The sequence below is a fragment of the Neisseria sp. HMSC070A01 genome (assembly GCF_001810165.1).
Classification (GTDB): domain Bacteria; phylum Pseudomonadota; class Gammaproteobacteria; order Burkholderiales; family Neisseriaceae; genus Neisseria.
In genome coordinates this window covers 247836-270346 of record NZ_KV800126.1, presented here as the reverse complement: position 1 = coordinate 270346, position 22511 = coordinate 247836, and the positions used below count along the sequence as shown (strand labels likewise).

General features: G+C 48.3%; 30 protein-coding genes. 28 read left to right on the top strand and 2 right to left on the bottom strand.

Annotated elements, in window-relative coordinates:
- Positions 1-135: 135 nt before the first annotated feature.
- The 13 genes from HMPREF2711_RS09830 (at position 136) to HMPREF2711_RS11350 (ending at position 7613) form a co-directional block, all read left to right on the top strand.
- Positions 136-615, top strand: coding sequence for a gp16 family protein (locus tag HMPREF2711_RS09830; RefSeq protein WP_070616085.1), 480 nt, complete (start codon positions 136-138; stop codon positions 613-615).
- On the top strand, positions 608-952 hold the full coding sequence (locus HMPREF2711_RS09825; protein WP_079453739.1) for a Mor transcription activator family protein: 345 nt from the start codon (positions 608-610) through the stop codon (positions 950-952). Before HMPREF2711_RS09830 ends, HMPREF2711_RS09825 begins: the two co-directional genes overlap by 8 nt.
- Positions 953-1226: 274 nt before the next feature.
- Positions 1227-2300 carry a 2-oxoacid:acceptor oxidoreductase gene (locus HMPREF2711_RS09820; RefSeq protein WP_283118266.1) on the top strand — a complete coding sequence of 358 codons (1074 nt, stop codon included), beginning with the start codon at positions 1227-1229 and terminating at the stop codon, positions 2298-2300.
- A 46-nt stretch (positions 2301-2346) separates the two neighbouring features.
- Positions 2347-3282, top strand: coding sequence for a major capsid protein (locus tag HMPREF2711_RS09815; RefSeq protein ID WP_070616081.1), 936 nt, complete (start codon positions 2347-2349; stop codon positions 3280-3282).
- A gap of 45 nt (positions 3283-3327) precedes the next feature.
- Positions 3328-3594 (top strand): Gp49 family protein, encoded by a 267-nt coding sequence (locus HMPREF2711_RS09810; protein WP_070616079.1) that lies wholly within the window; start codon positions 3328-3330, stop codon positions 3592-3594.
- Positions 3595-3927: a capsid cement protein gene (locus HMPREF2711_RS09805; protein ID WP_063068500.1), complete on the top strand. Its 333-nt coding sequence runs from the start codon at positions 3595-3597 to the stop codon at positions 3925-3927.
- A 2-nt stretch (positions 3928-3929) separates the two neighbouring features.
- Complete coding sequence (locus HMPREF2711_RS09800; protein WP_070616077.1) at positions 3930-4196, top strand: hypothetical protein; 267 nt, start codon at positions 3930-3932, stop codon at positions 4194-4196.
- A complete protein-coding gene (locus HMPREF2711_RS09795; RefSeq protein ID WP_070616075.1) occupies positions 4196-4624 on the top strand; it encodes a gp436 family protein in 429 nt (142 codons plus the stop codon). Before HMPREF2711_RS09800 ends, HMPREF2711_RS09795 begins: the two co-directional genes overlap by 1 nt.
- Before the next feature lie 2 nt (positions 4625-4626).
- A complete protein-coding gene (locus HMPREF2711_RS09790) occupies positions 4627-5130 on the top strand; it encodes a Gp37 family protein (protein WP_063068638.1) in 504 nt (167 codons plus the stop codon).
- Positions 5130-6524, top strand: a complete 1395-nt coding sequence (locus HMPREF2711_RS09785) for a phage tail sheath family protein (protein WP_070616073.1) — start codon at positions 5130-5132, stop codon at positions 6522-6524. The genes HMPREF2711_RS09790 and HMPREF2711_RS09785 overlap by 1 nt, the downstream gene beginning before the upstream one ends.
- 11 nt (positions 6525-6535) lie before the next feature.
- Positions 6536-7051 carry a phage major tail tube protein gene (locus HMPREF2711_RS09780; protein ID WP_063068503.1) on the top strand — a complete coding sequence of 172 codons (516 nt, stop codon included), beginning with the start codon at positions 6536-6538 and terminating at the stop codon, positions 7049-7051.
- Between the two features lie 102 nt (positions 7052-7153).
- On the top strand, positions 7154-7450 hold the full coding sequence (locus HMPREF2711_RS09775) for a phage tail assembly protein (protein ID WP_070616071.1): 297 nt from the start codon (positions 7154-7156) through the stop codon (positions 7448-7450).
- A 22-nt stretch (positions 7451-7472) separates the two neighbouring features.
- A complete protein-coding gene (locus tag HMPREF2711_RS11350; protein ID WP_232445004.1) occupies positions 7473-7613 on the top strand; it encodes a GpE family phage tail protein in 141 nt (46 codons plus the stop codon).
- Here the strand turns inward: HMPREF2711_RS11350 and HMPREF2711_RS09765 are convergent.
- Positions 7610-7816, bottom strand: a complete 207-nt coding sequence (locus HMPREF2711_RS09765) for a hypothetical protein (protein ID WP_049322395.1) — start codon at positions 7814-7816, stop codon at positions 7610-7612. The genes HMPREF2711_RS11350 and HMPREF2711_RS09765 overlap by 4 nt on opposite strands.
- A gap of 37 nt (positions 7817-7853) precedes the next feature.
- On the opposite strand from HMPREF2711_RS09765, the gene HMPREF2711_RS09760 reads away from it, so the two are divergent.
- From HMPREF2711_RS09760 to HMPREF2711_RS09700, 14 genes are all read left to right on the top strand, one after another.
- A complete protein-coding gene (locus HMPREF2711_RS09760; RefSeq protein WP_070616069.1) occupies positions 7854-10124 on the top strand; it encodes a phage tail tape measure protein in 2271 nt (756 codons plus the stop codon).
- Positions 10124-11020, top strand: coding sequence for a phage tail protein (locus HMPREF2711_RS09755; protein WP_070616067.1), 897 nt, complete (start codon positions 10124-10126; stop codon positions 11018-11020). Before HMPREF2711_RS09760 ends, HMPREF2711_RS09755 begins: the two co-directional genes overlap by 1 nt.
- Positions 11017-11235, top strand: a complete 219-nt coding sequence (locus HMPREF2711_RS09750) for a tail protein X (RefSeq protein ID WP_049332801.1) — start codon at positions 11017-11019, stop codon at positions 11233-11235. Before HMPREF2711_RS09755 ends, HMPREF2711_RS09750 begins: the two co-directional genes overlap by 4 nt.
- A gap of 10 nt (positions 11236-11245) precedes the next feature.
- On the top strand, positions 11246-12346 hold the full coding sequence (locus HMPREF2711_RS09745; RefSeq protein ID WP_070616064.1) for a phage late control D family protein: 1101 nt from the start codon (positions 11246-11248) through the stop codon (positions 12344-12346).
- A complete protein-coding gene (locus HMPREF2711_RS09740) occupies positions 12330-12938 on the top strand; it encodes a phage baseplate assembly protein V (RefSeq protein ID WP_070616062.1) in 609 nt (202 codons plus the stop codon). Before HMPREF2711_RS09745 ends, HMPREF2711_RS09740 begins: the two co-directional genes overlap by 17 nt.
- 78 nt (positions 12939-13016) lie before the next feature.
- Positions 13017-13394 carry a GPW/gp25 family protein gene (locus HMPREF2711_RS09735; RefSeq protein ID WP_049322400.1) on the top strand — a complete coding sequence of 126 codons (378 nt, stop codon included), beginning with the start codon at positions 13017-13019 and terminating at the stop codon, positions 13392-13394.
- The gene (locus HMPREF2711_RS09730; protein WP_070616060.1) at positions 13385-14551 is read left to right on the top strand and encodes a baseplate assembly protein; all 1167 of its coding nucleotides are present in this window, start codon (positions 13385-13387) and stop codon (positions 14549-14551) included. The genes HMPREF2711_RS09735 and HMPREF2711_RS09730 overlap by 10 nt, the downstream gene beginning before the upstream one ends.
- Positions 14544-15122 carry a phage tail protein gene (locus tag HMPREF2711_RS09725; protein WP_049332806.1) on the top strand — a complete coding sequence of 193 codons (579 nt, stop codon included), beginning with the start codon at positions 14544-14546 and terminating at the stop codon, positions 15120-15122. The genes HMPREF2711_RS09730 and HMPREF2711_RS09725 overlap by 8 nt, the downstream gene beginning before the upstream one ends.
- A gap of 2 nt (positions 15123-15124) precedes the next feature.
- Positions 15125-17005 carry a phosphodiester glycosidase family protein gene (locus HMPREF2711_RS09720; RefSeq protein WP_070616058.1) on the top strand — a complete coding sequence of 627 codons (1881 nt, stop codon included), beginning with the start codon at positions 15125-15127 and terminating at the stop codon, positions 17003-17005.
- Positions 17006-17023: 18 nt separating this feature from the next.
- On the top strand, positions 17024-17626 hold the full coding sequence (locus HMPREF2711_RS11345; RefSeq protein ID WP_283118260.1) for a hypothetical protein: 603 nt from the start codon (positions 17024-17026) through the stop codon (positions 17624-17626).
- A 2-nt stretch (positions 17627-17628) separates the two neighbouring features.
- On the top strand, positions 17629-18117 hold the full coding sequence (locus tag HMPREF2711_RS09710) for a hypothetical protein (RefSeq protein ID WP_070616056.1): 489 nt from the start codon (positions 17629-17631) through the stop codon (positions 18115-18117).
- Position 18118: 1 nt separating this feature from the next.
- On the top strand, positions 18119-19330 hold the full coding sequence (locus tag HMPREF2711_RS11070; protein WP_070616055.1) for a hypothetical protein: 1212 nt from the start codon (positions 18119-18121) through the stop codon (positions 19328-19330).
- Positions 19331-19469: 139 nt separating this feature from the next.
- The gene (locus HMPREF2711_RS11065) at positions 19470-19577 is read left to right on the top strand and encodes a Com family DNA-binding transcriptional regulator (protein WP_107831888.1); all 108 of its coding nucleotides are present in this window, start codon (positions 19470-19472) and stop codon (positions 19575-19577) included.
- Positions 19578-19627: 50 nt separating this feature from the next.
- Positions 19628-20398 (top strand): DNA adenine methylase, encoded by a 771-nt coding sequence (locus HMPREF2711_RS09700; RefSeq protein WP_070616054.1) that lies wholly within the window; start codon positions 19628-19630, stop codon positions 20396-20398.
- Between the two features lie 167 nt (positions 20399-20565).
- Here HMPREF2711_RS09700 and HMPREF2711_RS09695 read toward each other — a convergent pair whose 3' ends face one another.
- Positions 20566-21192: a PAQR family membrane homeostasis protein TrhA gene (locus HMPREF2711_RS09695; protein WP_036491861.1), complete on the bottom strand. Its 627-nt coding sequence runs from the start codon at positions 21190-21192 to the stop codon at positions 20566-20568.
- Positions 21193-21389: 197 nt separating this feature from the next.
- Between HMPREF2711_RS09695 and cysD the strand changes: the two genes are divergently transcribed.
- Positions 21390-22322: a sulfate adenylyltransferase subunit CysD gene (gene cysD, locus HMPREF2711_RS09690; RefSeq protein ID WP_269208297.1), complete on the top strand. Its 933-nt coding sequence runs from the start codon at positions 21390-21392 to the stop codon at positions 22320-22322.
- The last annotated feature ends 189 nt before the right edge of the window (positions 22323-22511 follow it).

The following is a 22511-nucleotide window of genomic DNA, read 5'->3' as shown; positions in this document are numbered from 1 at the left end:
AAAGGCCGTCTGAAACTTTCAGACGGCCTTTTTTATTTGCCAAATGACTACCGGCAAATGTAGAATCAGGCATAATATATTGATTTATTTAAATATATGAAACAGCGTTTCAGTATGTGAAAAGAAAGGATTAGCATGGAAACGGCAAAAGCGAAAAAACAGCGTTTAATCCGTCTGATTCACGTCGGTAAAACGCAGTTGATGATGGCCGATAGCGAGTACCGTACGCTATTGGCCAATATTTCGCGCGGGAAAACGAGCAGCACTAAGTTGTCGGTCGATGAGTTAGAACTGGTGGTAACGGCTCTGAAGGCGCGTGGTTTTGTAGTAACGACAAAAGCGCAGGCTAAAAGTGACAAGCCGGATATTAAAATCCGGCCTGCCCATCCTGCGGTTGATGGCCAAATTAAAAAAATACGTGCGTTATGGCTTGAGCTACACGATATCGGTGCAGTAAGAAATCCGTCCGAGCTGGCTTTGGGCAGGTTTGTAAAGCGTATGGTCGGCGTTGATTATCATGGCTGGCTTGATATTGATAATGCACAGAAGGTTATTGAACACTTGAAACAATGGTTGTTACGCGAGGAAAGAAAACTGGAGGTGCTAAGTGGCTGATGAACGCGTACCCGAGCTGGTGACCGATTTGGAAGACCAAATGTCTGCCTGTTTATGTTCTGAGCTGCCGATGTTGGATAAAACTCAGGCGAAGGTGGTAAGTAAGAAGGTGGCAAGATTCATTACGGACAACTGGGGAGGTCAATTGATTTATATCCCGAAGAACCATATCGGCAAGGTATCGGAAAGAGACCAACAGGTATATCGGGAATTTAATGGTAAGAATCATGCAGCATTAAGTAAGAAATTTGATTTAACTGTTCAACAAATCTATCGCATTGTGAAGGCAGTCGGAGATGCGGAAAGGTCGAAAAGACAGACTGATTTGTTTGGATAAGTCTTGTAATAAAACGGAATGGCGGTCAGGTTTTATCCTGACCGCTTTTATATTGCGTTTCTCATCTTGGTCGGGGGTTTGCCTACCCTGAGCCATAAACTCGCTAAAAATGCCGTTTTTGCGCATTTTGAGGAAAACATGTTTTAAACCGCATTAAAAGCCGTTTCAGACGGCCTTTGTCAAAATAGCCTCATCAATCCGATGGGGCTTTTTTGTGAAAAAGTTGTTTGAAATTTTTAAATCCGGCACGCGTACTGACAATAACGGCCGAAAAGTGACGATTACCGATGCGGATGTGGCTCAGGCAGCTGCTGCATATGATCCAAAGCTGCATGAAGCACCACTGGTTATCGGCCATCCGAAGACCGATGCTCCGGCCTATGGCTGGGTGGGCAGTCTGCAAGCCGATGGTGGTGTGCTGTCGGCCGATTTTGCGCAAATGGACGATGATTTTGTCAGTCTTGTACAAAGCGGCCGTTACAAAAAAGTGTCGGCCAGTTTCTATCCGCCCGACAGCCCGAGCAATCCGAAGCCAGGCTCTTGGTATCTGCGCCATGTCGGTTTTCTCGGTGCGCAACCACCTGCGGTAAAAGGTTTATCCGCCATTAATTTTGCTGAAGACGATGAGTATGTCGAGTTTTCCGAATATGCACACCGCCGCACGGCCTCGATTTTCCGCCGTCTGCGTGAGTGGCTGATTGAGCAGTACGACGCGGCCACCGCCGATAAAGTAGTTGCCGATTGGGAAATTCGCGACATTGAAGAATCGGCAGACTGGCAGCCCGAACCGCCCACACCGGCATTTGCCGACCCTGTAACCCAAAACGAATCTCAAACCCATGAAAACAAGGAGACCTCTATGTCGCCCGAAGAACAACTGGCAGCCGAAAAAACCGCCCGTGAACAAGCCGAAGCTAAGGCAGCCGCTGCGGAAGCAGAGCTGAAACGCTTGCAAGACGAGCAAGACCAAGCCTTGCGTGAAGGTCAACATGATCAGAATGCCGAATTTGCCGAAGCCTTGGTAAAAGAAGGCCGTCTGAAACCTGCCGATAAGGATTTGGTGGTGCAGGTATTGGACTTCGCAGAATACCCCGAACATACCAGCGTCGATTTTGGCGAAGGCAGCACCATTGGCGAAGCGTTGCGCCAATTCTTGCGCAACCTGCCGGAAGTATTGCCAAGCGGCCACTATACCAAAGGGACTACTCCTATGGCTGCCGCTGGACTGCCGGCCGATTTTGCCGAAGCGGCTAATCCTGATGCGCTGAGCCATCACGAACGTGCTGTGGCTTTGGCAGCTAAAGAAGGCATCAGCTACGAAGAAGCGGCACGCCGTACCGCCGTTTAACCCAAAAGCGACGATGTCGTCGCATTTCAATTTGAAAGGATGAACGATGAGTTCTCATTTGCGCCGCCTTCGCGGTCAGGTCGATCCAGTTTTAACCAATCTGGCAGTCGGTTATAAAAACGCGGAATTTATTGCCGAGAAAATTTTCCCTCAAGTATTCACTGATAAAGAAGGCGTACAGGTGCCGGTGTTCGGTAAAGGCTCTTTTGTCGAATACGACACCAAGCGTGCCGTCGGTGCGGCGTCTAATGTGATTACGTTGGATGCGCCGAACTATCTGCCGATTGTGTTGGAAGAACACGATTTAGCGGCTGGTGTGGATTACCGTGAGCAAGCGGAATCGCTGTTTAACGAGCAAGCCAAAGCTACCCGTCGCGCTACCAAGGGTGTGCAACTGCGCCAAGAAATCGAAACGGCTGCTTTGCTGCAGGCGAAATCTGCTTATCAGAGTGGCCACACTAAAGATTTGGCGGCCACGAAAAAGTGGAGTGCCGATAATTCAGACCCGCTGGCCGATATTGAAAGTGCACGTGAAACCGTCCGTGCAGCTTGCGGTGTGCGCCCCGGCGTATTGGTAGTAGGTGCCAGCGTATTGTCTCAACTCAAGCGCAATAAGACTCTCCTCGCCTCCCTGTCCGCCAATGACCGTAAATCTCTGTTGACTGTCGAGCAGTTGAAAAACCTGCTGGAACTGGATGACATCATTGTCGGTCAGGCTGTTTCATCTGTTGCAACCGGCAAACCCACCAAGGATGTTTGGGGTAAATTTGCCAGCCTGATTGTTCGACCCGATTTGGTTTCAGACGGCAATGACGAAGGCGAACCTGCATTCGGCTATACCTTCCGCCGCCGCGGCATGCCGGTGGTCGACCGTTATGAAGAAGTTGGCGGCAAAGTCGAATATGCTCGTTATACCGATATCCGCAAAGCGGCTGTGGTGGGTAGTGCGTGCGGTTTCTTGTTTGAAAACGCAGTAGATTAATTGACAAGGCCGTCTGGAGTGCCTAGACGGCTAGGGAGAAAAAATATGAGCTTAAAGATTACACCTCAAGAAATCGAAAACAAGATTGATAAGGCTGATTATCACCGTGTGGGTGAGACAACTGCAATCGTTTGCTCGTTGACCCTGAAATCGGGTTTTGTCGTGATTGGTAAGGCGGCTTGTCTTAGCCACGATATTTTTGATGAACAGATGGGCTGTGAATTGGCATACCAAGATGCTATTCGCCATCTGTGGGAATTGGAAGCTTATCGTTTGAAAGAAAATGCAGTTATGCAGAAAGTAGAGGTTTAAATGGCTCAAACCAAACAAGTGGTACTGGTAACTACCATTACCGCGACAGGCGCAATTGTGAAAAACCGCTTTGTTAATTTTAAAGGTGCACAGGCTAAAGCCGGCGAGGCCGTTTTGGGTGTCGCTCCATATGATGTTGAAACTGGTGATACTGCTGCAGTCGACGTGGTCGGTATTGCTGTTGTCGAATCAGGTGGCGCAGTGGCTATCGGTGCCGAAGTAGGTGCAGACGCACAAGGCTGTGCAGTATCCGGTGCAGCAAAAATTGCCGGTACGGCTCTGACTGCTGCAACCGCCGCAGGTGAAACTGTTCGTGTATTGTTGAAAGGTTAATCATGGCTAAGGTTTATATCGCAAACACTGCATTGATTCTTGAAGACGAAGCCGGTAAGCAATTCCGTGTGGAAGCAGGTGAAGCAGTTGAGTTGACACCTGAACAATACGAATCAGTGGCCGCTCATGTGACGCCGACGGCAACTACAGGCGAAGAGCTGGATGCACAACAGGCAGAAGTTCAAGAGAAAACGCCGTCTGAATCTAATCCGACTGAAGATCCTGAGTCCAAAACCAAAACGCAACGCAAAGCAAAGGCGGACGCGTAATGTACTACATCAACGCCGAGAATATGCTCAAGGCTATGAGTAAGCCGGAATTGGTGCAGTTGACCAACGATGAGCCGCGCGCGACTGACCCTGACTGGGATGTGGTCGATGAAGCGATTCGGTATGCCTGTGATTTGGTTGACGGCTACTTGCGCGGACGCTACCCGCTGCCGCTCAAGTCAGTGCCGACGGTGTTGCCGCCATTGTGTATCAACATTGCCCGCCATTTCCTGCACTCGCGCCGCATCAATCGGGCGGATTTTCCGAAGACGTTGGAGACTGCCTACAACGCGACTCTGAAAACGTTGGAAGCCATCCGCGACGGCAAAATCCATATCGGCGTTGATACTTTGGATAAAGAGGCTCAACCGGAGCCAGGTGCGTATCACACGCGTGGCGGTTCGCGTATTGACATGACGGGGTATTGATTGTGAGTGCGACACGTCCTGTTATTGACGCGGTAGTTGAGCATTTGCAGACGGCCATTCCATGGGTCATCGTGGAAGCGTTCCCCGAAAGGCCGTCTGAATACCAGTTTATCCACCCGACCGGTGCGATTTTGGTTGGCTACGGTGGCAGTAAGTTCACTAATTTGGAACATTTGGGCAACATTGCCCAGCAGCGAGACATGACGCTAGTGTTAACCGTTATCGGCAGCAATCTGCACGGCGATGAAGGCACACTGGCAATTTTAGACGAAGCTCGGTTGGCGATTGTCGGCTTCCGCCCTCCAAACTGTCTTCCGTGTCATTTATTGCAAGAGCGTTTTTTAAACGAAGATGCCGGTGCATGGCAGTATGAGCTGACCGTTCAGACGGAAACTCAACAAGTCGAAGTTTGTAAGCCCAATACCAATCCCTTGCTCATTAAGGTGCATGGCCGCTTGAATGGAAATGCATTAAACCCTGATTTAAAAACTAAGGAGAATTCATAATGGCAGCAGCCTATCATCATGGTACGGAGACCATCCGTATTGACGGTGGTTCTAATCCTGTCTATACCGTTGACGGTGCGATTACGGCTATTGTCGGTACTGCACCAGTCGGTGCGGTCAACGAATTGACTGTGTGTCAAACCAAGAAAGACTTTGCACAATTTGGCGGTGAGCTGACCGGTAAAGGCTTTACATTGCCTGACGCGGCCAATATTTGGACACGTTATGCTTCTGGTGTGGCTTATGTGATTAACGTGTGCGATCCCGCACGCCATAAGACCCAAGTACAGGACGAAGTATTGACCGTCGACAGCAATACCTTGACGGCCTATACCGACAAACCTGCACTTCTGATCGGTTATGCCCTGACTGACGGCGCAGCCGCACTGATCGAAGGCCAGCACTACACCATCAACGCGCTAACCGGCGAGATTGTGTATAAAACCAAACCGACCGCCCCGAAAATCAGTTACAGCTACGTAGACCCGACCAAAGTAACAGAGGCCGACATCATCGGTGCATATGTCGCGGCTACCGGACAGCGCACGGGCTTGGAGCTGCTCTCAGAAGGCTACAATCGCCAAGGCGCAGATGCCAAAATCATTATTGTGCCGAATTACGACGAAACGGCTACCGTCGCCGCCAAAATGATTACCGTGGCCGACAACCTGAATGCAATTGCCTATATCAACGCACCTAAAGGCACGACCTTGAGCAAAGCTCTCGAAGGCCGTGGGCCATTGGGTACGATTAATTTTCAGACATCAAGCGACCGTGCCGAGCTGTTTTTCCCGCATGTGATCGGTCTGCTGGGTATGGAATCACTGGCTACCCACGCTGCCGGTCTGCGCATGAAGACTGATGTTGAGCAGGGTTATTGGTTTAGCAAATCCAACCGCGAACTCTTGGGTGTAACCGGCGTGGAAATCGGTCTGACTGCTCGCGCCGACGACCCGCAGTCCGAAACCAACCGCCTCAATGAAAAAGGCATTACTACCGTCTTCAATAGCTATGGTACTGGGTATCGTATGTGGGGCAACCGTCTTGCCTGTTTCCCAACTACTTCTCACATCAAGAACTTTGAGGTAGCCCAACGTACCGGCGACTTGATTGACGAGTCCATCCGTCGCGCTGAGCTGCAATATGTCGACCGCCCGATTGACGAAGCCTTGCTCGACAGCCTGCTGGAAACCGTCCGTACCTACATGAGTACGTTGCCATCCATCGTCGGCTTCTCTCTGAGCTTGGACTACGACTACGATTTAGTCGACGCATTCAGCAAAGGCCAAGTCCCCATCGTATATTCCTACACACCGAAAATCCCGGCCGAACGTCTGACCAATACCTCGGTCATGACCCGAAAATATCTGGCCAACTTGGTCAGCGGCAATTAAGGAGCTGAAACATGGCGCAATTAAATGCAATCTACAATGCCAACGTCTATATCGACGGCAATAATCTGTTGGGCAAGGCCTCTGAAATTACCGCGCCCGAAGTCGAGTACACCATGGATGAAGTCACCGGCTTGGGTCTTTTCGGCACCATCAAGCTGCCTAGCGGCATGGAAGCATTGGAATCCGAAATTAAATGGAACAGCTTCTATCCCGAAGTAGCCGCACGCAGCAAGAATCCGTTTAAAGCGGTGCAGCTGATGATTCGTTCTAACCTGCAAACATTCGACGCAGCAGGTTTGCAGAAAGAAGTGCCGATGGTCACTACTATGACCGGCACATTCGGCAAAGATGCGTTGGGTGGCTTTAAACCAAAAGAAAAGGCAGAGTTTTCCAGCACCTTCCATGTAAATGAAGTCCGCCAAGTCGCTGATGGCCGAGAGCTCTTCTACTACAACTCCTTCAATAATATTCTGCGCGTGGACGGCGTAGATGTATTGGCACAGATGCGTAAAAACATCGGCGCATAAGTATTAAAACACATTAAAAGCCGGTTCAGACGGCCTTTGGCAGAATTGCTGTATCTTTCTTGGGTACAGCAATTTTTTATTGATTTTCAAAAGGATTAAATGATGACTGAAGCGCAAAAACTGCAAGACAACTTGGGTGCAACTAAAACTGTAAAGCTGAAATATCCTGTACGTTTGGCGACGGGCGAAACCCTGACCGAACTGAAACTGCGCCGTCCGCGTGTGGGTGATTTGCGTGCTGTGGCGCACTTGAGCAGCGATGCCGAACAGGAGTTGACGATTTTCGCGCGCATCACAGGTTTGGTGCCTGAAGATTTGGACGAGCTGGATTTGTATGACTACAAACAGGTGCAAGACTGGTTTCGTCGCTCACAAGAAGACGAAGCCGCTGCTGAGTAATAAAGAAGCCGATGAGCAGCTTTTGAATGCTGTTGCTGATTTGGCTTGGTGGTTTGGCTGGAGTGTTCAAGAAGTGTATGCCATGCCGCTTGATGAGTTTGAAGACTGGCAAAAAGAAGCAGCCCGCCAAATCAAGGCGGGCTACAGGAAGTCTTCAATTTAGTTTCGGGTAAAAAATTTATAGAGAATACCCAAAAAGGCGATGAGTAATATTACTGGGATTAAAGTGAGCGGAGCGAAAATGCCGTAAGCAATCCCCATCGCCCAATTTCCTTTAATGCTACCGATTATGAATCCTAGAAGGATTGCTGCTGAAACCAGTTTTTCAGCTGGGAAATCGATAGCAAAATCAAAAAATTTATTCATTTTTAAATCCCTCAATATCTACTTAGGATAATAAATCATGTCCGCAGATTTGGCAATCGGTGTAAAGGTCGGTTTTGCTGCCGGTGCAGCGATTTCAGGTCTGAAAAGTCTTAAAGGTTCAATCAAAAGTCTGAATGACGAACAACAACGCTTGTCTGCACGGCAACGTTTGATTGGTCAGACTTTGCAAAATCCGCTGCGGATGTCACGGCAACGCGTAAATGAATTACGGCGTGAATATACCCAACTTGGCACAGCTATCGATAAAGTTCGTAAAAAACAACTCAAACTTTCCAATATTGATACAAAACTTGGTCATCTGAAAGAACAGCGTGGAAAAATGCGCGAACAGGTAATGTCAGTTGTATCAATTGGTGCGACGGCTGTTGTCCCGGTCAAATTGGCCATGGACTTTGAATCTTCAATGGCTGATGTGAAAAAAGTCGTGGACTTTGATACACCACAGCAATTCAAGCAAATGGGCAATGATATTCTCGCCCTAACCCGCAAAATTCCAATGGCGGCAGAGGAATTGGCCGCTATTGCTGCTTCGGGCGGTCAACTTGGTATAGCTCGGAACGATATTATTGGCTTTACGGAAACGATTGCCAAGATGTCGGTTGCTTTTGATATGTCCGCAGATCAGGCCGGTGAAAGTATGGCTAAGCTGGCCAATGTCTATAAGATTCCTATTGAGCAGATTGGTAAGCTTGGCGATGCAATTAACCATTTATCCAATAATAGCCCCGCAAAAGCTTCAGATATTGTCAATGCATTAGGACGTGTCGGTGGTGTGGCCAAACAGTTTGGATTGACTGAGCTACAGACTGCCTCTTTAGCAAATACTTTTATCAGTTTGGGTAAGTCTCCCGAGGTTGCCGGTACGGCAATTAATGGGATGCTGACCAAGTTGATGACTGCCGACAAACAAGGGAAAAAATTTCAAGCAACCTTGCAGATGATGGGCCTGGAATCAAAAGATTTGAAAAAAGCGATTTCCGAAAATGGGGAGCAAGCTTTACAGGATTTTTTGAAGACGTTGAATAAGCTGCCCAAAGAACAACAAATGGGTGCATTGGTTGATTTATTCGGATTGGAGTACGCGGATGACATCGCAGTCTTGGCTGGTAATGTAGATCTTTACGAGAAATCAATCAGAGCTTTAAAGGATACAGGAAAAGATGGCAAGTTGAGTTTCGAAGGTTCGATGAGTAAAGAGTTTGCTGCTCGCTCAGAGACTACAGCTGCCAATTGGGAAATCTTTAAAAACAGCTTGAAAGAGTTGGGGATTGTTATTGGCTCGACATTACTACCAGCGATTAATTCTTTAATGTCATCTATCGCGCCCATTATTCATAGTATTTCTGATTGGGCGGCTGCCAATCCTACATTGACCCGTACACTGATTGGTTTTATAGGTGGTTTGGCCTTATTTAAAACCACGCTCCTTGGCGGTATGTTTATCGTCAATATCTTCCGCACGGGGATTTTACAGATTACCGGCCTGTTCATGCGTTTAGGCATGTTATTGATGGCCAATCCTATTGGTATTGCTATAGGCTTGTTAGCTGTGGCTGCATATTTGCTTTATGACAATTGGTCTGCTGTCGTTGGTGGTGCAAAGGCATTATGGCAAAGCTTAGTAACATTTTTCAGTGGACTTTGGGCAAAAATCACAGCCTTCTTCAGTAGTGGCATAGGCAATATTGCAGAAACCATTCTCAATTTTTCACCACTCGGTTTGTTCTATCAGGCATTTGCTGGTGTGATGAGCTGGTTTGGAGTAACCCTACCGTCAACCTTTTCCGGCTTTGGTCGGATGCTGATTCAGGGATTGATCAATGGCATTAAATCAGCGGCGGCAGCTGTATATAACACAATTGCATCTATCGGTAATTCGATTAAGGCAAAATTCCAGGCGGTAATGGATATCCATTCTCCAAGTCGTGAATTCCGCCGTTTTGGTGGCTTTATCACTCAAGGTTTGGACATCGGTATCCGTCGCACGGCCAGTCGGCCAATCGGTACTATCGGCACATGGGCTGGCCGTCTGAAAGACAGTTTTACGAACCGTGTCGGTCAGTTACGTGCTGATGTCGCTGCGCGTGTATCCGGTCATCGTGCAGATTTCGAGCAGGCGCGGCAGGCTGCGTCCGCCCCTGGCGGTGTGACCATCCATTTTAATCCGACCATCAACGCGCCAGGTGGTAACCCTGCACAAATTCAAACGGCCTTGCAAATGGGTTTGCGCGAATTTGAAATGCTGTTTCAACGTATGATGGCCGACCGTGAACGGAGGGCTTTCTGATGTATGCAATGTTGGGCGATGTACGGTTTGAAACCTTGCAAAGTTTTTCCAGCTTGGAAGCGCAGCACTCGGCCAAGTTTGCCAAGCATGAAGTGCTTAAGGGAAGACCACGCCTGCAAGCGATGGAAAATGAGCTGACCACGCTGAGATTTGGGTTAAAGCTGCATTGGATGTTGGGGAATCCCGACACGGCCTACAAGGGCTTACTGGCTGCTCTGGAGGCGCAGCAGGCAGTGTCGTTGGTTTATGGTTCAGGGCGATTTGTCGGTTGGTTTGTAATTGAAAGCCTGACCGAGCGCACATTGATTCAGGATAGCAAAGGCCGTACCGCCGCGCGTGAGCTGGATGTGGAGCTGACCGAGTTTGTCGGCGACCCAAATAATCCGCTGCCAACACCAGCGATTATCAGCGGCAAACAAAATCCATTACTGTCCTTGCTGCCCGAGTCGGTTCAGGCACAGGCGTCTGAGGTAATCAAAGCGGTTGAGACAGGAGTAAAAATTTATAGGGCTGCAGAAAGTGGCATTGAACAAGTACGAGGCATTATTACAGCGGCGAAAGAGCTAAAAAATGATCCTACCGGGCTTTTGCACTTGGTCGGTGATGCACTTGGTGTTGCTGCGCCGGTTCTACAAAACTTAAACGGCATTGGAGAAGTGACGGCTGTTGTTGGTGACTTGACGAGCGCAACAAAACTGGCAGAGCAGCTCGGTATGGCTGGAAATGCGCTTGGTAATACGGTTGCAAGCCTAAGATCGGGTTATGAGAGCGGTTCAGTCGGAGGTTGGTTGGATGCCGCCGGCGCATCCATTATGACGGCAACAGAGGCGATGGCGAATGGAGCGTCAGCAGTTGAAACTTTGACTGGATGGCTTGCAACACGGAGTGATTCATGAGTGCAGTTTTACGTTATATAACTAAAGACGGTGACCGCTGGGATTTGATTGCCCATAAGCACTACGGCAACGCGCTACTGATTGACGGCCTTATTGCGGCAAATCCGCATTTGCCGTTGGCGGAAGAGTTTGTCAGCGGCTTGACGGTGTTTGTACCGGTGCTGGAAAGCAAACCAAAAAACAGTCAGGCCGATTTGCCGCCTTGGATGCGCTGAAGGGGTTGAGATGGATATTAAAGGTTTTTTGTCCGGCTTGGCCGCTCAGGGTGGTACGGGTGGCACTCATCCGGTAACCAAGCCGGATTTCACACTGAGCTACGAAAACAAAGACATCACCGGCGACATTGCACCGTATCTGATTTCCTTTGTTTATACAGATTATCTTGAGGGGCAATCTGATGAGCTACAGGTAGAATTTGAAGATACCGACGGCCGCTGGCTGCGTGGCTGGTATCCTGAGCAAGGCGATGCACTTGCGTTGAGTTTGGGCGACCAATTTACCGGTTTGGTGGCATTGGGCAGCTTTGAGATAGCTGAAATTGAGTATAACCATCCTCCGTCAACGGTAAGCATGAAGGCTTTGTCTGCAGGTATCAGTAAAGCAAGCCGTACCTTAAAAGGTCGTGCGTATGAAAATACCACGCTTGCAGAGATTGTTCGTCAAGTGGCAGGCCGTTTGAAATTGCAGCTTACCGGGCAAGTTAAAGACATCAAAATAAAACGCGTAACTCAGTATCAGGAACGCGACGTTGAGTTTTTAAGCCGGTTGGCCAAAGAGTATGGCCACACCTTCAAAATTGTCGGGGATAAGCTGGTGTTTACCGATAATGCTACCCTGAAAGAGCGTGAAGCCGTGGTAGTGTTGAGTCCAGAAGATATGATGAGAATTCGTCTACGTGACTTGATTAAAGGCGTGCCAACCCAGGTTGAGATGCGCGGTTATGACCCGAAAACCAAAAAAACGGTGTCTGCTAAGCGGAAAACAAAACCTTTACGCCCCAAATCTAAACGTGACCACACTGGTGACACCTTGAAAATAGTGCCGAATAAAGGAGAGAGCCAAGCGCAGCTTAATGCTCGTGCCGATGCCAAACTGGCTGACGCACAAGACGATCAATGTGCCGGAAACATCACCTTGTTCGGCAACGCGCTGCTGGTTGCAGGGCAAACCGTTCGGCTGAAAAACATAGGTAAGTTTTCCGGTAAGTATCTGGTGAAGCAAGCGCGGCATGAATATCGCAGCAACAGTGGCTACACGACAGAGCTGGAGATTAAGATGATTGAGTATATTGATGACGAGGAGCAGCAGGATGCAACAAACCCATGATTTCGGGGCAACCCTACAATTCGGCGTGGTATCGGCGGTAGATGAAGCCGGTCACAATCTGCGCGTCAAAATCCCTGCTCTGGAAGACATGGAAACTGACTGGCTGCCGATGGTTACACCGGCTGCTGGTGGCAATCAGTTTTACAGCCTGCCCGACGAAGGTGAGCAAGTTGTCTGCTTGCTGGACGCTCGCGGCGAAAACGGCTGTGTGATTGGCGCAATTTACAGCACGGCCGACAAGCCTCCTGCAAGCAGTAAAGACAAATGGATACGCCGATTTAAAAATGGCACTGTGATTGAGCATGACCGTGCCAGCGGGGATGTTTCTGTTCAGACTGACGGAGTGGTTAAAATTAAAGCTGGAGCCAAAGTGTCTATCGAAACTCCAGAAACGATGGTTAGCGGAAATACGACAGTCAATGGATTGTTGACTTATACAGCTGGTCTGTCAGCAGTTAATTCAGGTGGTGGTGATGCTGCAAATATTGAGGGTACTATGGTAGTGAATGGTGAGATTATCCTCAATGGGATTCCTTTGTCCCAACATAAACATCCCGGGGACTCTGGTGGTAAAACTGGTTTACCTGAATAGTCTTTAATCCGTTTTAAAATCAGTTTTCGACGGCCTTTCATAAAATCCCTGTATTCATTACGGATACAGGGATTTCTTATGCAATTCGACACGCCGATTTCCAAACACTGGCAGCTCGCCCCCGGCGACAGCGGCTTGGCTCAGGGCGTGGACGATATTGATCTGTGTATTCATAACATTTTGTCTACGAGAAAAGGCTCGGATGTAACTCGTCCGGACTTTGGCAGCAACCATTTCGATTACATCGACACGCCGGAAGACGTGTTTGTGCCAAATATCGTACGTGAAGTCGTATTGGCTATTCAGACATGGGAAAAACGCGCCGACGTCGAAGACGTAACCTTTAGCGGCCACGCCCCACACATCACCATGACCGTCCGCTGGCGTGTGGCCGATGATGTATCGGGCGAGGTCTATAGCACGGCTGTGAATTTGGAGAATGCAACGTGGATTTAAGCAATTTAAAGCGTGAAGACGTCAAGGTCGTAGATGATGATTTGCAGACGATTTTGGCCGATACCATTGCTAGATATGAGCGCGACAGTGGCAAAACCTTGCAACCGGCTCATATCGAACGTTTGCTGATTAATGTGTACGCCTACCGTGAAGCATTGACTCGTCAGCAGGTGAATGAAGCCTACCGCCAACAGCACGTGCGCTTTGCGACCGGTTTGATGTTGGATTTGTGTGGCGACGATGTGGCCACGCCACGATTGGAGGCACAACCTGCTCTGACAACATTGCGATTTTCGTGTGATGCCAACTTGTCTGCAGAACAGGTTTTTATACCGGTTGGTACTCAAGTCAGCGTAGGTGAACTGACTTTTAAAACGACCACATCGGCAACTTTGTCATCCAGCCGTAATACGGTCGATTTACCGGCGCAATGCACAATAACCGGAACAGCCGGAAATGGCTGGACAATCGGTCAAATCAATACTTTGGTCAAGCCACTGCATGATGAGATTGACGTTGAGGTCAGCAATATTACTGTATCGTCCGGCGGAGTTGTTATTGAGAGTGACGACTCCTACCGAGAGCGTATTTTGCTTGCCTTTGAAGCATTCTCAGTCGGAGGACCAAGAAAGGCTTACGAGTATTACGCACGCAGGGTTTCACAAGCGATTGTTGGTGTCCACGTCGGCAACGATGTTGATTCTGCCGGAAACGCGATTGGCGGCACGGTAGCCGTTACGTTGCTGACGACTGACGGACTGCCCGGCCAAGAATTGATTGACAAGGTGTCAGCGGCATTGAGCGATGAGACGGTACGTCCACTCTGTGACACTGTGATCGTGCGTGCGCCAGAAGTGGTGGAATACAAAATTGATGCCCGCTTGGTGCTGTTCAAAGGAGCTGATTCAAAATCGGTCTTAGCTGCTGCCAGCGCGGCTTGGTCAGACTATGAAACCGCCCGCTATTCCAAGCTCGGCAAAGATGTTGTGCCTTTAGATATTCAGACGGCCTTGAAGGTAAGCGGCGTGTACAACGTCATTTTGTCCAATCAGTATGGCGAATTGCGCGACAGCGATGTCATTTTGATTGCACCTAATCAATGGGCGCGGTGCGTGTCATTTGGGCTGTCCGTCGATATGGAGCAGCAGGATGGCTAAGCTCAAATATGCCTTAATTATCGACCAAGACCCACGCTTTACGCGTTTGGCTAATCTCAGTAATGGTTACAGACGACTCACACTCACTAAGCTCATGCCACGTTTGCTTGAGCAAGTAGATGATAAACACCTTGAGCTGTTGGCCGAGAGCCGAAGCATGGTTGGCTCAGACGGTTATTGGTTGGCCAAAGACAATAAAACCCGTCGCAAGCTCATTAAAGATGCCGTATTTTTGCACCGCCGCAAAGGTACACCTTGGGCAGTACGTGAAATTTGCCGCCGTTTGGGTTTCGGCGAAATCGGTCTGATTGAAGGGCTAGGTGGCCAAATCTACGACGGCAGTATTAATCACAAAGGCATTTATATGTATGGCGACCACCGTTTGTGGGCGCATTACTCAATTACTTTCAGTCGACCTATTACCAATACAGAAGCCCGTCTGTTGCGGGAAACACTTCCGGCCTTTGCGCCAGCACGCTGCGTGTTGGTGCGTTTGGACTATCAGGACACGCCGCTTTATTACAACGGCAAAGTCAATTTTGACGGCGATTACAATTTCGGAGCAGCTTAAAGATGGCAACAATACAAGAAAATAAAGTCACCCCAGAATGGGTGGACGACTTATATCAAATCGAAATGACCGACCCAGTTATGGGAGGGGCAGATGGTGTAGCGAATCGCCAGGCTAAACAGTTGGGGGCGCGAACACAGTGGTTGAAGAAGAAGTATGAAAATCAAGAAGATGAATTTAATAAATATAAAAAATCCGTTGAATCAGCTACAGAGCTCAACGCAGGGGTTACTAAACTAACTTCTGACATCGTGAGACATAAGGATGATGGTGGTTATGCAGTCACTCCTCAAGCTGTTGTGGATTACCTCGCTTCCCAAAGTGCATCAGTCAAAGATGTAAATGAATTAAGAAACTACGAAAGTAACAGTTTATATGTCAATGTGAGTGGTTATTACGCGTCTACCCCTGGTATTGGTGGTGGGCTGTTTGTCGCAGATAAATCCGACAAAACGAGTACTGACAATGGAGGAACCATTATTGTCAGTAAAAATGGCATACGCTGGAAGCGCGTATCGTCGATGCGAAATTTGGATATTGCTGATTTTGGTGGGCAGTCCGGAGCAGACAAATTTAAATCTTTTTTGGCAGAACATTATATTAATTTACCGTCTTTTAAAACGCGTCAAGACTTTTTAATTAGCCAGCACAATTTAGTTTGGGTGCCGGATGGGCATGTGATTATTGCCCAAGGCTTGCTTTACCGTCGGCATGCCGAAAGCCGGTACATCCCCGACCTGCCCGGCTGGTTGCCGATCAACGAGTCATTCGGGCATTTCGATGATACTTATACTGAATCTAACCTGCCGACAGTTGTTCGATGCCGTTACCGTACTGAGGGTGGGAAGCGTTGGAATATCACGGAAGTCATCAACCCACGCCCGGGTTGTGTGAAGAAAATTCTGCTTGGTGCTCCAGATGAACAGAAAAAAATTAAATTGGAAAAGCTACATGAGTATGTGGGGAGTAGTCGGTCTCGTATTCTGTTGAGTTGCGATGGCTGGACGACTCCGCCGGTTGATGGGATGGCGGCTTTACAAGGCTTGCAGATTGTTGATGGCAAAGTACATCGTGACTGGGATACCTCAGATTATGACACTAATGCAGCAGCAGTTTGGCTGCGCAACGGCAAGTTGAAGGCGGCGAAAAGTAAGGATGGAAAAAGTGCGGCAAAATGGGTTGAAGAAGGTGCAGAGTGGACTGCCAGTTTTGCCCGTGGCCCCGTGCTGGTAGAGGATGGGCGTGTTGTTCCAAATACAGACACTTATTTAAGTGCTCGTGCAGCAATCGGTCAGCGAGCCGACCGCAGCCTTGTATTTCTGAATCTTGAAGGCATTAGTGGCTCTTATGGTGCGACCCTGCAAGAGTCTGCTCAAATTATGGTAGATGAGAAATGTGTTATTGCAATTGCTTTGGATGCAGGCGGCTCATCACAGGTTTGGTATGAGGCTGCTTATGCCTGTCCTTCTTCTGATGGGAGCTTTCAGGAAGGTCGCGCCATCCCATCAGCTATCGAAATTATTGCCGATATTGTTGAGCCATACGATACAGGATGGGTTCCAATCCCCGTTATTGATGGCGTTAAATCGGGTAGTAAAGGGCAAGGAGGTGCCGCCATCGCCTACCGTCAACGAGGCGGCGATGTGGAATTGAGACTTGATACGGTCTATTCATTCAAAGCGAACATCGAAACAATCATTACGACAGAGGAACTCCCGAAGCGTTTCCGTAATCAGGATTACCGGCCGATTCGTGCAATTGCCTGCGGCTTTGGTGGTGCAGTCGTTCCGTGGTGGAGTGGCACATATATCAGTATTCAGCCGCATAAGGATACTCCGTACACATACGGATATACGGAATGGCACATGCCAAACAGCAAATAACAAATAAAGAGAGAAATCATGTTTTATATTTTTAGTCGTGATGGCCATTTTGCCGAGAAAATGAGTGTCGAGCCACCGATTTTGCCGACCGGATACTTTTATTTAGAAGTAGCTGATTCAGAAGAGATGGGAGAGTACCTATTCTCAGATGGCAGCGTCGTCTTGTCGACAGATGTCCCGCCTCCTTCCGGGGATTACATTATCCAAAATGGAGAATGGGTATTGCCTGAAAATCATACCGAGATGATTTTATCGGCTGCAAAAAAACAAAAACTACAAGACCTAAATGATTCTGCTCAAGCTTTTATCGACACAAATTCAGGAGCAAACCTAGTTCCAGACTTTGAGTTTGCAAGCTGGGCAATTCAAGCCGCTGAAGCGAAGGCTTGGCAGGCAGATAAAGCCGCGTCAACGCCGGTGCTTGACGGTATTGCCACAGCCCGTGGTATCCCGGCTGATACGCTTAAGTCTGCTGCTTTACGTAAAACGCTGGCCTATGAGCAACTTGCCGCCCATGTGGCAGGCCAGCGCCAAGCACTGCAAAGCAAGATTGAGGCTGCTAAAAAACAATCTGATTTAAACAAAATCGAGATTACATTCTCCTTGCCGGAGGCTGTCTGAAAATGGCAAAAGTCTATTTGTCTTTATATAAAGGCCGCAAGACGATAAAAACACCCAAGGACTTAGCTTTCCGCATTGTCGAATGGGTAATACGCAAAGTTACCGGCGGTCAATATTCTCACTGTGAAATTGCGGTGCCGGTAGCGTTTTCAGACGGCCTTTTTGACTGCTATTCATCATCTTTTCGTGATGGCGGTGTGCGCTGTAAACGTATGCCGTTGCCTGCTGAAAAATGGGATTTGATTGCGCTGGATAATCAACAAATTGTACTAGAGCGTCTGTTTTCTTTGTGGGGCAACACTAAGGGAAAACGCTATGATTTATTGGGTGTGTTATGCGTGACATCATTTTTCCGTCGTTTTTTGAGGCAGTCTGCAGATAAGTGGTTCTGCTCAGAATGGTGTGGGAAGGCAATTGGAGTAGCGGAGCCGTCATTATGTTCACCGGTTGACTTGGCAGAGTTGTCACAAGGGAAAAGAAAGGCCGTCTGAAATGCAGCCGAAAACGAAAAACTTCACTCTTTATCGCGGCGACACGCACTTGTTTAAAGTGCGGTTGACCGCTGAAGCAACTCCGTTGGATTTATCTCAGACGCATTTTCAAATGGATATCGTGGCTGGGGATGGTTCAGTAGTTCGCCCTGAAATCAAGGTTGCGGACAATTTGGTTGTACTACTATTTCCGGCCGCCTTAACCCGTAGTTTAACCTGGCTCCGTGCATCTTATGACTTACGTGCGGTTTGCGGAAATGTGGTTAAAACCTATCTGCAAGGCGAGATTCAAGTTAAACCGAGTGTAACGAATGTTGTTGTTGATTTGTCGGATGATGAGCCGGCTGCAGAGACAGTTAATGTTGATGTCAGCGGTCAGGCAATCATTGTGTTGCCGTCAGCTGGTAGCACAACTGATTCTGCGGTTATTGACGGTTTGTTGGCCAAAATTCAGCAGCTTGAGGTAGCCGTTAAGGAAGCCGATGAAAGCTCTGAAATCGCAGCATTGTCCGAACAATTGGCCGTTGCTCAAGCGGCAATTAAGTCTGCTGGTTCATTAGAAGGCCGTCTGAAGTTATTGGAAAGTAGCAGTGCGAATATTTCTGAACAGGCGGTGGAACTGGCGAAACAAAAGGCTGAGCTGGATAAGGCATTGAATAAACTGGTTGAGTCTGATGCAACAGTTTCTGCTTTGAAGAGTCAATTGGAGATCTTGCGTATCCAGTTTGATTCAGCCAAGGGCAGTGATGAGATTGAAGCCCTACATCTGAAAATTTCTAAAGTAATGGCCGACTTGGAAGTTGCAAAGCAGTCCGCCGCCGCAGCTGAAGAAAGTGAGGAGTTGGCTGCGTTACAAAAGAAAATCGAAGACCTACAGACATTATCGGAAACACAGAGCAATATTACTGCTGAAATTGCAGAACTCAGAAGACTTCTCGGTTTACGTAAATGTGAAAAGATTCATTTGACCCAAGATTTATGGGCAGATGGCGGATATACATGGTTGGAGGCTAAGTTCAAGAATACTTACAATGATCCAAAGGTATATCTGGCTCTTGAACATAAAACGATGGTCGTCTTGTTCCTCAATCATAACTTTGGGGCAAAAACTGACCGTAGCGTCAGAATTCGCACTAATTATGACAAGCCTAAGATTGACGTTGATTACTCTGTCTTCTTATATGTAGAAGAATGGAGCGATTCAATTAGTTAAAAGAGAAACGGCTGCGCGGCGGTGTCCTACCACCGTTCTCCGCGCCAGCCTCAGCAGTCCAGACCTGCGTTAGCCTTTTTTACCGTACCTCGCGCGAGGCACGGTGATTCTATCACTAACGATAAGGGAACTGTGAAAAATGAAATGCCGTTGCAAAAATTGTTTTAAACTTTTGGCTGTTGGCCGTGGCTGCTTTGAAATTAAGTGCCCACGCTGTAAATTGCTGAATCAATTTAAAACGGAGTAATCCAAATCTGAGTGCCTTTGAGTACCTATACTTATATATAAGGAGTAGTTATGACTCAAAAGCCTCTGCCTATCGTCCCATGGATGGGTGGCAAACGCCGTTTGGCAAAACATTTGTTACCCATGTTCCCCGAGCATACTTGTTACGTTGAGCTGTTTGCCGGTGGTGCAGCATTATTCTTTATGCGACCGCAACCAGCAAAGGTTGAAGTATTGAATGACTTGAATGGTCAACTTATCAATCTATATCGTGTTGTACAGCACCATTTTGATGAATTTGTGCGCCAATTCCAATGGACACTAACCAGCCGAGAAGTATTTGCAAGACTCCAATCAACACCTCCTGACTGCATGACCGATATTCAGCGTGCCGCACGTTTTTTCTATCTGCAACATAATGCCTTTGGAGGCAAAATTTGCGATCAGCACTTTGGAACAGCTACAACTAGTAAGGCATGGAATGCAGCTCAAATTGCAGATAAACTTCAAGTTGCTCGTAATCGGTTGAGTGGCGTATATGTGGAAAATGAATCATGGGAGCGTTGTTTTCAACGGTACGACCGAGAGCATACATTTTTCTACGCAGACCCACCGTATTGGCAAACTGCAGGTTATGATCGTTCATTTGATTGGTCTCAGTATGAGCTGCTGGCCAAAATGATGCGCGAATGCAAGGGTAAAGTCATGCTCTCTATCAACGACCATCCAGATATCCGTGAATTGTTTAAAGGCTTCCGGATAACCGAACTTAACCTGGCATATTCTATTAGCCGAGAAAAGACACAAAAAACAAGTGGAGAACTGGTTATCTGTAATTGGTAAAAAGCGACGGTGTCGGCGCGTATGGGAAAAAATCCTGCCTAAGATTGGCAGGATTTGAAAATAGCTTTCACATTATGAAATAAAACAGCACTTCATTTTTCTCAAAAAATCGTCTTATTTATCTCGGCGCGCTTCATGAGAGGTTTTTTATTTCAGGCCGTCTGAATCTACAACACATAAAAATAAATGCTGATAAATTGCGTCAAACTGCCTGCCAAGACAAACAAGTGCCAAATACCGTGGCCATGGCGGATTTTCGTATCGTTGATAAACCAATAAATCCCCGCGCTATACAATACGCCGCCCAACACCAGCCAAAATAATCCGCCCGCCGAAAGCGATTTTATCAGCGGCCACACCGCCACCACAATCAGCCAGCCCATCAACACATAAATCACCATCGACAGCAGCCGCTTCTCGCTTTTGCGCCCGATCGTCAGCTCCTGAACAATGCCCAGCAAAGCCAGCCCCCACGACACGCCGAAAAGCGACCAGCCCCAGCCGCCCTGCAGGGTAATCAGCGTAAACGGCGTATAGCTGCCTGCAATCAAAAGATAAATCATGCAATGATCGACCTTTTGCAAAATCGCCTTGGCTTTCGGCTGCGGAATACTGTGGTATAAGGTTGAACCCAAATACAGGAGCAGCAGGCAGATTCCGTAAGTCAGTGCACCGGCAATCCGATAGCCGTCCGCCGATTCCACCGCTTTCACCAGCATCAGCACCAACGCCGCCACTGCCAATAAGAAACCGGCCAAATGGCTGTACGCATTAAATCTCTCGCCGTGATACATAAACCATTCTCATTTCTAAAAAACCAAAGTGTACGCGAAGACAGACGCTTCGTCAGAGAAATCGGGTTAAAAATAAGTTAAAGCGCAAAGGCCGTCTGAAAACACACTCGGGCAATATAACAAAAACATCTTTGCAACAAACAAACCATTCTTTCCCTTTTTCAGACGGCCTCACTAAAGTATCGGCTATCGCCAAGATTGCAAAGAGAGAAAAAATGTCCATCCAAAACCACCACCTCGACTGGCTCGAAGCCGAGTCCATCTACATCATCCGCGAAGTGATTGCCAACGCCCAAAACCCGGCCCTGCTGTTTTCCGGCGGCAAAGACTCCGTCGTCCTGCTGGCGCTTGCCGTCAAAGCCTTCCAAATCGAAGGCCGCCCGCTGAAACTGCCTTTCAAACTCCTGCACGTCGATACCGGCCACAACTACCCCGAAGTCATCCAGTTCCGCGACGACACGGTCGCACGCACCGGCGTACAACTTGTGGTCGGCAGCGTAGAAGAGTCCATCCGCAAAGGCAGCGTCGTCTTACGCCGCGAAACCGATTCGCGCAATGCCGCCCAAGCCGTTACACTGGTTGAAACTATCGAAGAACAAGGCTTTGATGCACTGATGGGCGGCGCGCGCCGCGATGAAGAAAAAGCGCGCGCCAAAGAACGCATCTTCTCTTTCCGCGACGAGTTCGGCCAATGGGATCCTAAAAACCAACGTCCTGAATTATGGTCGCTCTACAACACACGCCTGTTCCAAGGCGAAAACATGCGCGTGTTCCCGATTTCCAACTGGACGGAATTAGACATCTGGCAATACATCGCACGCGAAAAACTCGCCCTGCCGCCGATTTATTACACCCATAAGCGCGAAGTTGTCGAACGAAACGGCCTGCTCGTTCCCGTTACCCCGTTGACCCCCAAACGCGAAGGCGAAGTTGCCCAAATCCGCGATGTCCGCTTCCGTACCGTCGGCGATATTTCCTGCACCTGCCCGGTCGCCAGCACCGCCGCCACACCGGAAGACATCATTGCTGAAACCGCCGCCGCGACCATTTCCGAACGCAGTGCCACACGCATGGACGACCGCGTATCTGAAGCGGCAATGGAAGAGCGCAAAAAACAAGGCTATTTCTAAACCGTTTTTTCAGACGGCCCCTATATATTTCAAACCCGAACAACACGGCAAAGCCATCCGCCCCTGCCGTGTTGTTTGCTTTATTATTCTTGCAAATATCATTTAACAACAAAAGCTTAATCAAAAATCCTGACAAAGCGACAAACAATAAAACATAAACAAACATGGTATAATAAACACTTGCAGGCA